Source organism: Acidocella sp. MX-AZ03, assembly GCF_027626035.1.
Lineage (GTDB): Bacteria > Pseudomonadota > Alphaproteobacteria > Acetobacterales > Acetobacteraceae > Acidocella > Acidocella facilis.
In genome coordinates this window covers 1,450,847-1,466,110 of record NZ_CP110774.1, presented here as the reverse complement: position 1 = coordinate 1,466,110, position 15,264 = coordinate 1,450,847, and the positions used below count along the sequence as shown (strand labels likewise).

Annotated in this window: 13 protein-coding genes; 8 read left to right on the top strand and 5 right to left on the bottom strand. The window is 62.7% G+C overall.

Annotated features, from left to right (window positions below; all coding sequences use genetic code 11):
- Nucleotides 1-8: 8 nt before the first annotated feature.
- From hutU to GT370_RS08285, 3 genes are all read left to right on the top strand, one after another.
- Complete coding sequence (gene hutU, locus GT370_RS08295) at nt 9-1,670, top strand: urocanate hydratase (RefSeq protein WP_008492247.1); 1,662 nt, start codon at nt 9-11, stop codon at nt 1,668-1,670.
- 118 nt (nt 1,671-1,788) lie between these two features.
- Nucleotides 1,789-2,196, top strand: coding sequence for a RidA family protein (locus tag GT370_RS08290; protein WP_008492248.1), 408 nt, complete (start codon nt 1,789-1,791; stop codon nt 2,194-2,196).
- Between the two features lie 17 nt (nt 2,197-2,213).
- Complete coding sequence (locus tag GT370_RS08285) at nt 2,214-2,936, top strand: class II aldolase/adducin family protein (protein ID WP_008492249.1); 723 nt, start codon at nt 2,214-2,216, stop codon at nt 2,934-2,936.
- 9 nt (nt 2,937-2,945) lie between these two features.
- Here GT370_RS08285 and GT370_RS08280 read toward each other — a convergent pair whose 3' ends face one another.
- Nucleotides 2,946-3,623 (bottom strand): DUF1028 domain-containing protein, encoded by a 678-nt coding sequence (locus GT370_RS08280; RefSeq protein ID WP_008492250.1) that lies wholly within the window; start codon nt 3,621-3,623, stop codon nt 2,946-2,948.
- Between the two features lie 100 nt (nt 3,624-3,723).
- On the opposite strand from GT370_RS08280, the gene GT370_RS08275 reads away from it, so the two are divergent.
- Nucleotides 3,724-4,641, top strand: a complete 918-nt coding sequence (locus GT370_RS08275) for a LysR family transcriptional regulator (RefSeq protein WP_008492251.1) — start codon at nt 3,724-3,726, stop codon at nt 4,639-4,641.
- 7 nt (nt 4,642-4,648) lie between these two features.
- Here the strand turns inward: GT370_RS08275 and argE are convergent, their stop codons facing one another.
- On the bottom strand, nt 4,649-5,785 hold the full coding sequence (gene argE / locus GT370_RS08270; RefSeq protein WP_008492252.1) for an acetylornithine deacetylase: 1,137 nt from the start codon (nt 5,783-5,785) through the stop codon (nt 4,649-4,651).
- Between the two features lie 327 nt (nt 5,786-6,112).
- On the opposite strand from argE, the gene GT370_RS08265 reads away from it, so the two are divergent.
- Nucleotides 6,113-7,495, top strand: a complete 1,383-nt coding sequence (locus GT370_RS08265) for a purine-cytosine permease family protein (protein WP_039884861.1) — start codon at nt 6,113-6,115, stop codon at nt 7,493-7,495.
- A gap of 42 nt (nt 7,496-7,537) precedes the next feature.
- On the opposite strand, the gene GT370_RS08260 is transcribed toward GT370_RS08265, so the two are convergent.
- The 3 genes from GT370_RS08260 to ssb form a co-directional block, all read right to left on the bottom strand.
- On the bottom strand, nt 7,538-8,023 hold the full coding sequence (locus GT370_RS08260) for a hypothetical protein (protein WP_008492254.1): 486 nt from the start codon (nt 8,021-8,023) through the stop codon (nt 7,538-7,540).
- Between the two features lie 22 nt (nt 8,024-8,045).
- On the bottom strand, nt 8,046-8,606 hold the full coding sequence (locus tag GT370_RS08255; protein WP_008492255.1) for a lipocalin family protein: 561 nt from the start codon (nt 8,604-8,606) through the stop codon (nt 8,046-8,048).
- A gap of 619 nt (nt 8,607-9,225) precedes the next feature.
- On the bottom strand, nt 9,226-9,753 hold the full coding sequence (gene ssb / locus GT370_RS08250; protein ID WP_039884652.1) for a single-stranded DNA-binding protein: 528 nt from the start codon (nt 9,751-9,753) through the stop codon (nt 9,226-9,228).
- A gap of 124 nt (nt 9,754-9,877) precedes the next feature.
- Between ssb and uvrA the strand changes: the two genes are divergently transcribed.
- The 3 genes from uvrA to GT370_RS08235 all read left to right on the top strand — a co-directional run bounded on the left by uvrA (nt 9,878) and on the right by GT370_RS08235 (nt 15,262).
- Entirely contained in the window at nt 9,878-12,748 is a 2,871-nt protein-coding gene (uvrA, locus tag GT370_RS08245; RefSeq protein ID WP_008492259.1) for an excinuclease ABC subunit UvrA, read from the top strand.
- A gap of 84 nt (nt 12,749-12,832) precedes the next feature.
- On the top strand, nt 12,833-13,498 hold the full coding sequence (locus GT370_RS08240) for a hypothetical protein (RefSeq protein ID WP_270184210.1): 666 nt from the start codon (nt 12,833-12,835) through the stop codon (nt 13,496-13,498).
- A gap of 12 nt (nt 13,499-13,510) precedes the next feature.
- The gene (locus GT370_RS08235) at nt 13,511-15,262 is read left to right on the top strand and encodes a hypothetical protein (protein ID WP_144052609.1); all 1,752 of its coding nucleotides are present in this window, start codon (nt 13,511-13,513) and stop codon (nt 15,260-15,262) included.
- The last annotated feature ends 2 nt before the right edge of the window (nt 15,263-15,264 follow it).

The following is a 15,264-nucleotide window of genomic DNA, read 5'->3' as shown; positions in this document are numbered from 1 at the left end:
TTAAGCGCATGACCCGCCTTGATAATGCCCGCATCATCCGTGCCGACCATGGCAGCATATTATCCGCGAAAAGCTGGCTGACCGAAGCGCCGTTGCGGATGCTGATGAATAATCTCGACCCGATGGTGGCCGAGCGGCCGGAAGAGCTGGTGGTGTATGGCGGTATCGGCCGGGCGGCGCGGGATTGGGAGAGCTTCGATCGGATCGTCAGTGCGCTGAAAAGCCTGGGCGATGATGAAACCCTGCTGGTCCAGTCCGGCAAGCCGGTGGGCGTGTTCCGCACCCATAAGGATGCGCCGCGCGTGCTCATCGCCAACTCGAATCTGGTGCCGAACTGGGCGAACTGGGCGCATTTCAACGAGCTCGATCGCAAGGGCTTGATGATGTATGGCCAGATGACGGCGGGCAGCTGGATCTATATCGGCACCCAGGGCATTGTTCAGGGCACTTACGAAACCTTTGTGGGAGCGGGGCGGCGCCATTATAACGGCGATGTCGCCGGTAAATGGGTGCTCACCGCCGGGCTGGGCGGCATGGGCGGCGCGCAGCCTCTCGCCGCGACCATGGCGGGGATGAGCTGCCTTGCCATCGAATGCCAGGCGAGCCGGATCGAGATGCGGTTGAAGACACGCTATGTCGATGTCCGCGCCGATACGCTGGATGAGGCGATGGCGATCATCGAAACATCCATTGCCGAGAAAAAGCCGGTGTCCGTAGGCTTGCTGGGCAATGCCGCTGAAATTCTGCCGGAAATGCTCAAGCGCGGCATCAAGCCGGACATGCTGACCGACCAGACCTCCGCCCATGATCCGGTGAACGGCTATCTGCCCGCCGGCTGGAGCGTTGCTGAGTGGGAGGCCAGGCGCGAGAGCGCGCCGCAGGCGGTGGAAGCGGCGGCGCGCGCCTCGATGGCCAAACATGTCGAGGCGATGCTGGAATTTGTGAAATTGGGCGTGCCGACTTTCGATTACGGCAATAATCTGCGCCAGCGTGCGAAGGAGGAAGGGGTTGAGAATGCCTTCACCTTCCCCGGTTTCGTGCCGGCCTATATTCGTCCCCTGTTTTGCCGGGGCATCGGCCCGTTCCGCTGGGCGGCGCTTTCGGGCGATCCTGAGGATATCTACAAGACCGACGCGAAGGTGAAGGAGCTGCTGCCTGACGACAAGCATCTGCATCACTGGCTGGACATGGCGAAGGAGCGCATTGCCTTCCAGGGCCTGCCGGCGCGCATCTGCTGGGTCGGGCTGGGGGACCGGCATCGGCTGGGGCTCGCCTTCAACGAGATGGTGGCGAAGGGCGAGCTGAAGGCGCCGATCGTGATCGGGCGTGACCATCTGGATAGCGGCTCCGTCGCTTCGCCCAATCGCGAAACGGAGGCGATGGCGGATGGCTCGGATGCGGTGTCCGACTGGCCGTTGCTGAATGCGCTGCTGAATTGCGCCTCGGGCGCCACCTGGGTTTCGCTGCATCATGGCGGCGGGGTCGGGATGGGGTTTTCGCAGCATTCCGGCATGGTGATTTGCGCGGATGGCACTGAGGATGCGGCGAGGCGGCTGGAGCGGGTGCTGTGGAACGACCCGGCCACCGGCGTGATGCGCCATGCCGATGCGGGCTATGACATCGCCAAGGACTGCGCCCGGGAGTTTGGCCTCAACCTACCCTCGTTATAGGTCTGTTGCTGAAAAATCCGGCAACTGGTTCGGCTTAATTTATGCAACGGCTTTGCAGTATCAGGTTTAACAAAGGGGGCGGGCGGCCTATGGTAGGGTAGGCTGCGGAGTTTTCGAGATGATTCACAAGCGTATTCGCCCCTTCAACACCAAGGAGACCTATCCGGAGCAGAATCTCGACAATGATCTCTGCCAGGCGGTGGTGACGGGCAAGATGATCTATCTGCGCGGGCAGGTGCCGCAGGATCTGGACACGCGCGAGAATGTCGGCGTTGGCGATCCGGCGGCGCAGACCGAGAAGGTGATGCAGAATATCGATCTGCTGCTGCGCGAATGCGGCGCGACGCTGGAGCATATCTGCAAGGTGACCGTCTATATCACCGATATCCGGCATCGCGAGGCGGTGTATCGCACCGCGGGACGCTGGCTGAAGGGGGTCTATCCGGTGTTCACCGGGCTGGTTATCGTGGCTTTGGCGCGGCCGGAATGGCTGGTCGAGATCGACGTGATCGCTGAACTGCCCTGAGCTGTTGGAGGATTGTGATGAGCGACTTGAAGCAACGTGAGATGAAGCTGCGCGGCGAGCTCGCGGCTTTATGTAGGCTCTCCGCCATGCTGGATTGGCAGGAGGCGACCGCCAACCATATCTCGCTGGCAGTGTCCGATGACGGCACGCAATTCCTCATCAATCGCCGCTGGCGTGATTTCGCGACGCTGAAAGCCTCGGAACTGGCGCTGCTGGATGGGGCGGCCAATGCATTGCCGGAAGATGTGGACAGCACCGCTTGGGCGATCCATGGCGCGATCCATCGGCTGGTGCCCCGGGCGCGCTGTGTGGTGCATCTGCACCCGGCCTACGCCACGGCGCTCGCCTGCCTGAAAGACCCTACATTATATCCGGTGGATCAGACCTGTGCGCGGTTCTTCAACCGCGTCGCGGTGGATGGCGCCTATGCGGGGATGGCTGATAACCAGGCCGAGGGTGAGCGCTTGGCGAAGATTCTGGGCGAGAAGAAGATCCTGATGATGGGCAATCACGGGCTGCTGGCCACGGGCGAAACTGCCGCCGAAGCCTTCGATGCCTTCTATCATTTCGAGCGCGGGGCCCGAACCTTGATGCTGGCCTACGCGACCGGGCAGACGCTCAGCGTGCTGAATGACGAGGTGGCGGAGAAGACCGCGCAAGCCTGGGACAGCGAGCCGGAATTCGCCGAAGCGCATTTCGCGCAGATGCGCCGCCGGCTGGATCAGGATTATCTGAATTAGAGGCTGGCGTCACTCATCGCCCGGCACGCCGTAGGCGGGGGCGGCGGTCGGGTTCAGCGCGCGGGTGACGTAGTCATGCATTTGCGGTTGCCAAATCTCCCAGAGCCGGGCGAGTTCGTGCAGCGGCGCGTCGTGCCAATCGACCCGCAGATCCGCCAGCGGCCAGGCTTGTTTGTCGACCACGATGAGGCCGGCGGATTTGATCGGCCCGGCTTCGCCGCCGGCGGCAAGCCCCGCCAGCATCGCTTCGATCACACGCGCGCCAAGTTCCAGGTTCGGATCGCTGGCCACAAACGCGTCGATCACAGCCTGCGGAACGCCGTTATCGGCCAGCAGATTGCCGGCGGCGGCCGCGTTGCTTCCGCGCGCCTCGCCGGTGACACCAAGCGTCCGGGCGCCGGAAAATACTGCAGTTTTTCCATGGGTATCGATGAGGGTCAGTTGCCGGAACTCGGGGAAGCTTGCGCTGCCTGCAATTTTTTCGATCGCCGCAGCGGCGGTGAGGCCAGATTCCAGCGCATCCAGAAGTTGCGGTGCCAGCCGCGGGTCGGTCACGTTCTGGGTTGTTGCGGCACCGACACCCGCACGGGCAAAGGCGCAGCGTGCCGCGACGGCGGGCGATGAGGAGGTGACGGCAACGGCAAACTGGCCTGAACGTGGGCAGCGCGCGACGAGGGAGAAGGTCATGCGAAACTCCTGAACGGTCGCATCCGGTTTCCACGTTGTTGCTGGTTTTGTAAAATATAATCTTCTGATATGTTGATTCAAATTTCTTGAGGGCGGGAACATGCGCTTCACGCTGAAACAGATTGGCTATTTCGTCGCGACGGCGGAGACCGGCAGCATCACCCAGGCCTCCGAGCGGGTGAATATCTCGCAGCCTTCGATTTCCTCGGCGATCACGGCGCTGGAGGAAGAGTTTGGCATCCAGCTTTTCATCCGTCACCACGCGCAAGGGTTGTCACTGACCGCCGAGGGGCAGCGTTTTCTGCGTGAAGCGAAGGCGTTGCTGCTGCAGGCGGAAGAGGTGCAGGCGGCCGCGTCGATGATTTCAGCGAAGATTGGCGGACCGCTGGAAATTGGCTGTCTCTCGACGCTGTTTCCGCTGGCGGTGCCGGAGATGCTCTCGGTATTTCGCAAGCGCTACGAGGCGGCGCGGGTGAATGCGCTGGACGGCAACCAGGCGGAATTGTTCGAAAGCCTGCGCCATGGCCGCATCGCCCTATTGCTGACCTACGATATGAACATCCCACCGGATTTCGACTTCATGCCGATGGCGCCGCTGCCGCCCTACGCGTTTGTCGGCGGGTCGCATCGCTTTGCACGGCGGCGCTCGGTTAGTTTGAAGGAGCTGGAGGGCGAGGATTTTCTGTTGCTCGATCTGCCGATGAGCCGCGATTATTTCTTGTCCTTGTTCCGTGAGGTTGGCATCGCGCCGCGCATTGCCGGGCGCTATGCTTATATCGACATCATTCGCAGCCTGGTGGCGCGGGGCGAAGGGTATGGGCTGGCCAATGCGCAGCCGAAAAACCTCTCGACGCTGGACGGGCACAAGCTCGCCTACCTGAGTTTGGAAGATAAGTTGCGGCCTCTGATCTATGGGATTGCGACGTTGAAAGGGCTGCGTCGCACCCCGACGGCCGACGCCTTCATCGAATTATGCCGGGAGCTGCTGCTGAATCAGAAACTGCCAGGCACGCGCTGAGGCGATTTCAGGCGCTCAGGGAGGCGATCACGCGGTCCAGGAACGCATCGCACTGATCGAGCTCGTCCTGGGTGATATATTCGTCTGGCTTGTGGGCGCGGTCGATGTTGCCCGGCCCGCAGACCACGACAGGTAGGCCAAGCCGCGACTGGAACAACCCGCCTTCCGTGCCGAAGCCGATCTTGCAGGGGCTGGTGCCGGCTGCGGCCAGGATCTTTGCCGCGAACGGATCTTCGGGCGCGGTCTCCAACCCTGGATATTCGTTGGCGATCTCGATTTCGATCCGGCCCTGCCCGCGCCGGGCGATGATCTCCGCCGCCCGGGCGCGCAGCTGGGCAACCAGCGCATGCGGATCATCCCCGGCGATATTGCGGATTTCGAATTCCACGTCGCAGCGCTCAGGCACGATGTTCAGCGCGCTGCCGCCCTTGATGGTGCCGACATGCACGGAGGTGACCGGAAACGGGTAGGCGGCATCGCGCGTGCCGGTGGCGAGGAGCTCGGCCTGAAGTGTTTCCGCCGCGCCGACCATTTCCGCGGCGAGGCCGATGGCGTTGCAGCCCAGCGCCGGGTTGGCGGAATGGGCGGGCTGGCCATGACAGCAAAAGCAGCCGAAAATCTTACCCTTATGCCCAAAGCCGACCTGCTGCGCTGTTGGCTCGCCAATGATGCAGCCTTCGGCCTGGAAATTTTCCGCCTGCAGCCGCTCCAACAAATCCCGCACGCCAAGGCAGCCGACTTCTTCATCATAGGAAAATGCCAGATGCAGCGGCCGGGTGAGGCGGGTTTTGTCGGCGCGTTCGGCGGCGCTGAGGCAGGCGGCGAGGAAGCCTTTCATGTCGCTGCTGCCACGGCCTAGCAGTTTGCCGTCCTTCGCGGTCAGCGCGAACGGGTCGGTATGCCAGTCCTGGCCGGCTACGGGTACGACATCGCTATGGCCGGACAACACGATGCCGGCCCCGGTCTGTGGCCCGAAGCTCGCCAGCATATTAAGTTTTCCTGGCTTTGCACCTGCCAAAACATGAACCCGCCCACCAGCCGCGGTGACGATCCCGGCACTCCAGCGGATGAGGTCCTCGTTCGGATCGGCGCTGATGCTGGGGAAGGCGGTGAGGCTGGCAAGATGCGCGGTGGTGCGGGTCATGCCCTACTCCTAGCGTGGGGAGAGGGAGAGGTGAAGTCTGGGATCTGCCTGCGTGGCGGGCGCGGTCGGCGTGGGAATGCCCAAAAAACATCCTGATGCACAGAAAAAGGGAGGCTCTTGGTTCGGTTAATTCAATGCGGAAGCCTGCTCGATTCGTGTAAGCTGTGGCTAAGATTAAATAATGGAGTGCACCGCGTGACCGTTCTGTCTCGCCCGCAAGCTGCTTGCGCCGCGACCTCCGGCAATATTTGCCGGCATGGCGCGATGCGATTTCGGCCTGATCTCCGCGCCGCCGCGGCGTACCACCCCAGCCCTAAGGACAGCAACATGGCCACGGAAGCTCCTGGCAAAGTCGAGCAACATACGATCTACCAAATCCCTCTCGATCAGCGCCACGGTACCTGGCGGGATCTGTTCACCATCTGGTTCGGCTCGAACATCATGATGCTGACGATCATCACCGGCTCGCTGGCATCAGCCGTGTTCAAGCTGGATTTCGCCAGCTCCTGCCTTTCGATCATCATCGGCAATCTGGTCGGCGCGATTTTCATGGCGCTGCACTCGGCGCAGGGCGCGCGGCTTGGCGTGCCGCAGATGGTGCAGACGCGCGGGCAGTTCGGGACCATCGGCGCGGTGCTGGTGGTGGCCATCGTCATTGTCATGTATGTCGGGTTTCTGGCGTCCAATATCGTGCTCGCGGGACAATCCTTGCACACGATCGCGGCGGGAATCGATCAGCGCTGGCTGATCGTGCTGATCGCGGTGATCAGCGTGATCGCGACGATTTTCGGGCACGACCTCATTCACGCCTACGCGCGGGTGATCACCTGGGCATCCGGTCTGGCACTGCTGGTCAGCTTCGCCTGGATCGTGCTGGTGCATGGGCTGCCGGGCAACTTCATGGCGATGAACCATTTCAACCTGGCCGGGTTCTGCAGCATGGTCTCGGTCGGCGCGCTCTGGCAGATCGCCTACGCGCCCTATGTTTCGGATTATAGCCGCTACATGCCGCATGATACGGGTGCCAAGGATGCGTTCTGGGCCTCCTACTGGGGCTGCACGCTCGGCTCGATTTTCCCGATGATCCTGGGGGCGATGCTGGGTCTGGTTGCGGCGAATGGTGATCCGGTCGCGGGGCTCACCAGCTTTACCGGGGCGGTCGCGGTGCCGGTTGTGGTCATTTTTTCCATCGGCATCGCCGGCACCAATGCGATGAACCTTTATTGCGGCGTGCTCTCCACCATCACGCTGGTGCATACATTCGCGCCGGGCTGGAAGCCGGGGGCGGCGGCGCGCACCACCACCGCCATCGCGATCACGTTAGTTGGTCTCGCCATCGCCTTGTTCGCGGCGGGGGCCTTCCTGACCAACTACACCAACTTCATCCTGTTGCTGCTCTATGTGCTGGTGCCCTGGACGGCGATCAATCTGGTGGATTTCTACCTGGTGCGGCATGGGGATTATGATGTCGGGGCGTTTTTCACCGCCGAGGGCGGCATCTATGGGCGCTTCAATAAATCCGCGATCTTCTGCTATATATTGGGGATTCTCATTCAGCTGCCGTTTGTCTCGAACGATCTCTATACCGGCCCGGTGGCGAAGGCGCTGGATGGGGTGGATCTCTCCTGGATCGTTGGGCTCTGCGTGATCAGCCCGGTCTATTATGTGATGGCGCGCAAGAGCGCGTCCAGCCTCGTGCCGGCTACCTAAAGGCTGACAAATGGCGGGTTAGATTCAGACGCGCGCCGGGCTTTACCAAAGCCGGCAATATTCGCGGGCATTTTCAAGGTTCGGCCCGGGCGTTGCGTCCGGGCCGAGCTGTTTCAGAAACCCATCCGGGGCGCTGGGGCGCGGGGTGTCGTCGCAATTGGTATGCACCCAGTCCATTCCCATTCGTCCGTTGCGCAGCCTGTAGAGTTTGCCGCACAGCGCCAGCCGCATGCCGGGATGCAGCGCTGAAAGTGGCGCCGGCACCGCCCCGGGGGCCGCATCGTAGCCGGCCGCGAAGACGTTATCCGCGCGAATATCATAGATCTGGCCATCATCGCCGCGCAGCAGGATCTTGCTGTGGGAAAGCGCCACCCCGTCGCGATACGCCCGGGCGCGGACGAAGAACGGGCCATGGGCGATGGTGCCGGTTAGGTACTGGCCTTGCCGCGCCTGGCACTGGCTGGCCTCATCGGCCAAGGCGGCGTTGGCGGCGGCGCAGAGAATGAAGGCGATGGCCCAGAGCCGCATGGAATGTCTCCCGTTATCCGCGTCATTTACCCGGTTGGCCGGTCGGCGGGAAGCGGGCGGGATATTCCAGCTTGCCTTCATAGCCCAGCGCACGGACACGCGCCGTCAGCTTTTCCACCAGCGCCGGGGAGGGATCGGGTGTGCGGGTGAAGAAGGAAAGCAGCGTCATTTGCGGGTTGGCGACGATGAACCAGCTATAATCGGCGGCGTGATCGAGGACCCAGTAGGTGTAGGGGATGGTGAACAGGTGCCAGAGCCGGTAGCGCACGAGAAATTTGTTGTTGGCCCCGGGCGCCAGAATCGCGACGGTGCCCTGGAAGGATTTTTCCCTGCCCGCCGGCGTGTGCATGCGGCAGGCATCGCGCTCCATCAATTGGCCCTGGGCGTTGGCGAAATAGCTTGTGGTGCCGGCGACGCAGCCATCGGTCAGCTGCATCGGGATGCGGCCGATTTCGTACCAGGTGCCGGTAAACAGGCGCGACATCTCAACCGGTTTCTGCGGTTGCGGCGCGATGACGGGCGCGGGGGTTCCGGCACAGCCTGAGATCAGCAGCAGCAAGGGAATGAGCAGCCATCCGCGCATGGATCGGTCCTTCCGGGTTAAAATCTGTCTACGCAGGCTTTGGCGCGGCGGATCACCTCGGGTCACTGAAGCGGGGCGTGCTTGAGGCGGTGAGCAGTGCAGTGCTCGCGCGTTTCTGCCCTGCCAAAGCGGCCAGCCATGCGGCAAAGGCGCGGAAGGTCGGCTTCATTCTGATCTGGTGCCCAAGGCGAACGTTTAGTGAAAGGATGTTTGTGAAGCTATCTTTGCATGTATCGATAGTAATGATTTCGCATCAACTTCAAGCAAAATGAATCGCGTCGGTAGGCTGAGCGCAGAAAATGAAGTGGCTTTAATCTTTTCGACAGAAAAGTAGGCTGTCAGAAAAGGCTATTGAATTTAACAGCATTTTTTGATTGCTTTAAAAGAGATTTGACCGGATCTGGCCGCGACGCCGTGGCACGTTAGGGTTGATGTTTTTTTGAATCGACGCGCGGACGTTATAATAAGCTATGATGATACCGTTTTTTAAATTAGGTGCGATTTAGCACATATATGCTGGATTCGTAACGATAAAGACGTGGGCGGCCGGATTGTTCACCATAAAAAAACCGCGCCGGAAAGGCGCGGTTTGCGGCAAGCCGCCGAGGTCAGGCGGGGGTTAGAACGGGATTTCGTCGTCCAGATCGCCAGTGCTCGGCCGCGTATCCCAGCCGCCGACAGCGCGGGCGGGGGATTTCGCGGCCGGGGCGGAGGCGGCGCGCGGCGCGTACTCGTCGCCACCGCCCATGCCACCACTCATGCCACCGCCCATACCCATGCCGCCGCCACCACCGCCGGCACGGTCCAGCAGCACCAGCTCGCCGTTGAAGCGGCCGATCATGATCTCGGCGGTATAGCGCTCCTGGCCGGACTGGTCGGTCCATTTGCGGGTCTGCAGCTTGCCTTCCAGATAGAGCTTGGAGCCCTTCTTCAGGTATTTCTCGGCCACATCCGCCAGACGGTCATTCATGATGACCACGCGGTGCCACTCGGTCAGCTCCTTGCGCTCGCCGCTGGCCTTGTCGTTCCAGCTCTCGGAGGTGGCGACGGCCAGGTTGACGACCTTCATGCCGGACTGGGTGTTGCGGATCTCCGGGTCGCGCCCGAGATTGCCCACCAGAATCACCTTGTTCACACTACCAGCCATGTCGCCCTCTACAACTCAAAATTGTCTTCCAGGATAGCGCATCCGCCACGCGGTGGCCAGCGTTGCTTTATACGCGGCGAGACCCTATCTTACAAGAACGTATCACGAACATCCAGGATCGATCATGGCGGAACAGAAGGGTGCCGGCTTCATTACTGTTCGCGGCGCGCGCGAACATAACCTGAAAAATATCGACATCCAGATTCCGCGCGAGCAGCTGACGGTCATCACCGGCCTGTCCGGCTCCGGCAAATCCTCCCTGGCGTTCGATACCATCTATGCCGAGGGGCAGCGGCGCTATGTGGAGAGCCTCTCCGCCTATGCCCGGCAGTTCCTGGAGCTGATGGGCAAGCCGGATGTGGACAGCATCGAGGGGCTCTCCCCGGCCATCTCCATCGAGCAGAAAACGACCTCGAAGAACCCGCGCTCCACCGTCGGCACCGTCACCGAAATCCATGATTATATGCGCCTGCTCTGGGCGCGCGCCGGGGTGCCCTATTCGCCCGCCACCGGCCTGCCGATCGAGGCGCAGACGGTGAGCCAGATGGTGGACCGGGTGATGGCGATGCCGGAGGGCACGCGGCTGCTGCTGCTGGCCCCGGTGATCCGGGGCCGCAAGGGCGAATACAGGAAGGAGCTAGCGGAGTATCAGCGCAAGGGCTTCACCCGTGCCAAGATCGACGGCACCGTCTATGAAATCGCCGAGGCGCCGGCGCTGAAAAAGACGCTGAAACACGATATCGAGATCGTCGTCGACCGGTTGGTGGTCAAGCCCGGGCTGGAGCAGCGCCTGGCGGATAGTTTCGAGACCGCGCTCGGGCTGGCGGATGGCATCGTCTATGCCGAAAATCACGACAATCAGGAGCGCACGGTGTTTTCCTCGCGCTTCGCCTGTCCGGTGTCCGGCTTCACCATCGAGGAGATCGAGCCGCGGCTATTCTCCTTCAACTCGCCGCATGGCGCCTGCCCGGAATGCGATGGGCTGGGGCATGAGATCTATTTCGACCCGCATCTGGTGGTGCCCGATGAGCGCCGGGCGCTGGATGACAATGCCATCGCCCCCTGGGCCAACGCGCAATCGCCCTATTACGATCAGACCATCGCCGCCATCGCCAAGCATTACGGGGTGAGACTGGGCACCGCCTGGGAGGATGTGCCCGAGGAGGTGCGCGAGGTGTTCCTGTTCGGCTCCGGCAAGGAGGAGATCAAATTCACCTACAAGGACAGCGCGCGCGCCTATAATGTCGTGAAGCCGTTCGAGGGGATCATCAAGAATCTCGACCGGCGCTACAAGGAAACCGATTCCGCCTGGGTGCGTGAGGAGCTTTCCCGCTACCATGCCGAGCGCCCCTGTGCGGCCTGTAACGGCGCGCGGCTGCGCCCGGAGGCGCTGGCGGTGAAGGTGGCGGAAAAAAACCTGGCCGAGGTGGCGGAGCTGTCCATCGACAAGGCGCGGGACTGGTTTGGCGGCGTCGCGGAAACCCTCACCCCGCAGCGCCTGGAAATCGCCCGGCGCATCCTCAAGGAGATCGAGGAGCGGCTGCAATTCCTGCTCGATGTCGGGCTGAATTATCTCACCCTGGCGCGCTCTTCCGCGACGCTCTCGGGCGGGGAGAGCCAGCGCATCCGCCTCGCCTCGCAGATCGGCTCCGGGCTTACCGGCGTGCTCTATGTGCTGGATGAGCCCTCCATCGGCCTGCATCAGCGCGATAATGAGCGGCTGCTGGGCACGCTGGAGCGGCTCAAGCGCCTCGGCAATACCGTGCTGGTGGTGGAGCATGACGAGGATGCGATCCGCGCCGCCGATCATCTGGTGGATATGGGGCCGGAAGCCGGGGTGAAGGGCGGGCATGTGGTGGCGCAGGGCACGCCGGCGGAGGTCGCGGCCAACCCGAAATCCGTCACCGGGGATTATCTCTCCGGCCGGCGCTCGATCCCGGTGCCGCCGCGCCGCCCGGTGCAAAAGAACCGCACCATCAAGCTCGTCGGTGCGCGCGGCAATAATCTGAAGGATGTCACCGCGACCTTCCCGCTCGGGCTGTTTACCTGTGTCACCGGCGTTTCCGGCGGCGGCAAATCGACGCTGGTGATCGACACGCTCTACAAGGCGCTCTCGCGCCGGCTGATGGGCTCGGGCGAGGTGCCGGCGCCGTTCGAGAAGATCGAAGGCATGGAGCAGCTCGATAAGATCATCGATATCGACCAGTCGCCGATCGGCCGCACCCCGCGCTCCAACCCCGCCACCTATACGGATCTGTTCGCGCCGATCCGCGACTGGTTCGCCGAGATGCCGGAGGCGCGCGCGCGCGGCTATAAGCCCGGCCGCTTCAGCTTCAACGTGAAAGGTGGGCGCTGTGAGGCCTGCCAGGGCGATGGCGTGCTGAAGATCGAGATGCACTTCCTGCCGGACGTGTTCGTCACCTGCGATACCTGCAAGGGCAAGCGCTATAACCGCGAGACGCTGGAGGTGAAGTTCCGCGGCAAATCCATCGCCGATGTGCTGGATATGTCGGTGGACGAGGCGTTGGTGTTCTTCTCCGCGGTGCCGAAGATCCATGACCGGCTCTCGATCCTGGCGCGCGTCGGGCTCGGCTATATCAAGCTCGGCCAGCAGGCGACCACACTTTCAGGCGGCGAGGCGCAGCGTATCAAGCTGGCCAAGGAGCTGGCGCGCCGGGCCACCGGGCGCACGCTCTATATTCTCGATGAGCCGACCACCGGGCTGCATTTCGAGGATATCCGCAAGCTGCTGGAGGTGCTGCACGCGCTGGTGGATGCCGGCAACACCATCATCGTCATCGAGCATAATCTCGAAGTGATCAAAACCGCCGATCATATTATCGATATCGGGCCGGAGGGCGGCGCGGGCGGTGGCCGCGTCATCGCCACCGGCACGCCGGAGGATATCGCCGCGAGTGAAGGCAGCTATACGGGCCGCTTCCTCGCCCCGTTGCTGGCGCCGGCCAAGCCTGTGAAGACGCGCAAGAAGGCCTGACGCGGTGAACCGGCTCCGCCGCATCGTCGGGGCTGGCTGGCGAGCTTCCTGACCCAGGAGGTCGAGGCCGCCCCGGCCCTGCCGGTGGATCTGGTCGCGCTGCAGGCGTTGCTGCGCAAGGCCGATGTGATCCTGGTCGAGGGTAATCTGCGCATCAGCGCGGTGATCAAATATCTCACCCAGTCCAGCTGGTCGCATGCGGTGCTGTATGCGGGCGGGGGCATGTGCATCGAGGCGGATGTGCTGCAGGGCGTGCGGCGCTTTCCGCTCTCGGAGCTGGCGCCTTACCATCTGCGCGTCTGCCGGCCGATCAGCCTGACCGAGGCGGATGCGGATATCGTCGTTGCCCACGCGCAGGCCAGGCTGGGCGCGCAATATGACCTGAAGCATGTGGCGGATCTGGCGCGCTATATGGTGCCGCTGCCGGTGCCGCGCGCCTGGCGGCGGCGGGCGATCGCGGTCGGCTCCGCCGATCCCAGCCGGGCGATCTGCTCAACCCTGGTGGCTGAGGCGTTTCAGGCGGCGCATTATCCGATCCTGCCCGAGATCCCGTCCTCAGTGCCCCCGGGGCGGCAGCGGCGAAGGTGCGGGAGATCTATCATATCCACGATACCGGCCTGTTCACGCCGCGTGATTTCGACATCTCGCCGTTTTTCCAGATCATCAAGCCGGATATGCCGCGCATTTTTGACCATCATAATTTGGTCTGGGTGGATTGAAGCGATGGACGCATCTGTTTCGTTGGCTTAACCTTTGGTGCGCATGCAAAAAGCTCTTGCGCCCTTGCCGCCCTTACCCCGCATTGCGATGTTCACCTGGTTCGGCACGCTGATATGTCTGGACACAGGCTCATCCTCACTGGTGCACCGGGCACCGGACGCACTGGAACCCCAGCATATCGTGCTGGGGCTGGAGCCAACCCCGACCGGCGCCATTCTTTCCGTGGCGCATGCCGAGCGGGCCACCCTCCCCAACCTGCCTTCGACCCTCGCCATTCAGGAGGGGCATTACCAAGGCAGTCTGCTGTTTCATGCTGATGAACTTTTTCTCGTGGCCCGGCCGGATGGCGAGCTGAGCTTTCTCTCCGCTGCAGCCAAGGAATGGGAGCATTTTCTGCCGGTGCCGGCGCGCGATGTTGAGCTGATCCACCGGATCGTGGCGCAATACTGGTCGGTGAATGGCGGTTCGCCGGTCAAGGCGGGGTTTTGCGCCTTCAATCTGTTTTTCGGCGAACATGTGGTGGAGTTGCCCGGCCAGTTGCCGCTGCCACTTCAACAGGACCTGGCCACGCTGGAGCTGCAAGCGCGCGATGGGGTGTTGCGGGCGGTGCCGGTGCCGGGCTGGCGCGGGCGCAAACAGGTCTGGATCCACCCGCATGGAAATATTGGCAACAGGGCGCTGCAATATCTCACCGCTGAGGGAATCGCGCGGCGTGTGGCTGGGGCGGTTGTGACCAATATCCAGCTGCCGATGTGGCAGCGCGAGGCGCCGGCGCCCCGCCCGCCCGCCCGTGAAAGTGCGGGCACGGGAGACGATTATCATCTGGACGTGGCCGGGCTGGCGGCGTGCCTGGATCGTGATGAGGTGGATGCGATCTGTCTGGAGGGGTATTGTTTTCATGTCTCACATTACCCGTCGCGCGCGACCTGCCGGGCCTTGCTGCCGCCTGTTCCGGGGCAGGAGGCCGTGCAGGGATTTGGCCCCGGCCAGCTGGTCTGCAGCGTGCGCGCGAACGAGATCCTGAACGGCGAGTATCCTGGCTATTTTCCGCTGCCTCCGGCGTATTACGCGAAATTACAGGAAGAGAGCGGCCTGGAGCTGGTGTTTTACGGGCAGCTTGGCGAGGACTCTTATAGTGCCGGCTTGCGCGCCGCCTTTCCGCGGGCGCAGTTCGTTGCCGGTACCAGTCCCGGTTATGATTTCGAGGTGCTGCGCCGGTCCGCCAATCTGGCGCTGAGCATTTCGACATTCTCCTGGCTGGCGGCCTGGTTGAGCGAGGCGCAGCGCACCTATGTGCCGGTCGGTGGCATGTTCAGCCCGGTCTTGCAGGTGGGGCAGCTTTATCTGCCCCTGGAGGAGCCGGCGTTTCGCTATGTCTTGCTGCCGCCGGTTACGGCGGTTGGGCTGCAGGCCAATCCCGCGCGGTTTTGGCAAATGCAGGATCTGCTCGGCGCGCAGGCGCGGTTTGCCACGGCGCAGGAATTGCGCGACATGCTCGCCCGGCTGGAGAAACGCAAGCCAAGCCGGATCGAGCTCAAGGATTTCGACGGCACGCGCTATCTGGCGCGCAATGCGGATGCGGCGCTGGATGTGCGGGAGGGGCGCGGCACGGCTCTGGCGCATTATCTGGCCATCGGCGCGCGCCGGGAGCATGTGATACAAAATTTCGATCCGCTATTTTATGCGCGAACCTACCCGGATGCGTCCGAAGCGGTGGCGTTGGGCCATTATGACAGCCTGCTGGCCCATTTCCGCGATCTGGGGGCCGCGCTTGGATATCAGCCGGCCGCTTGACG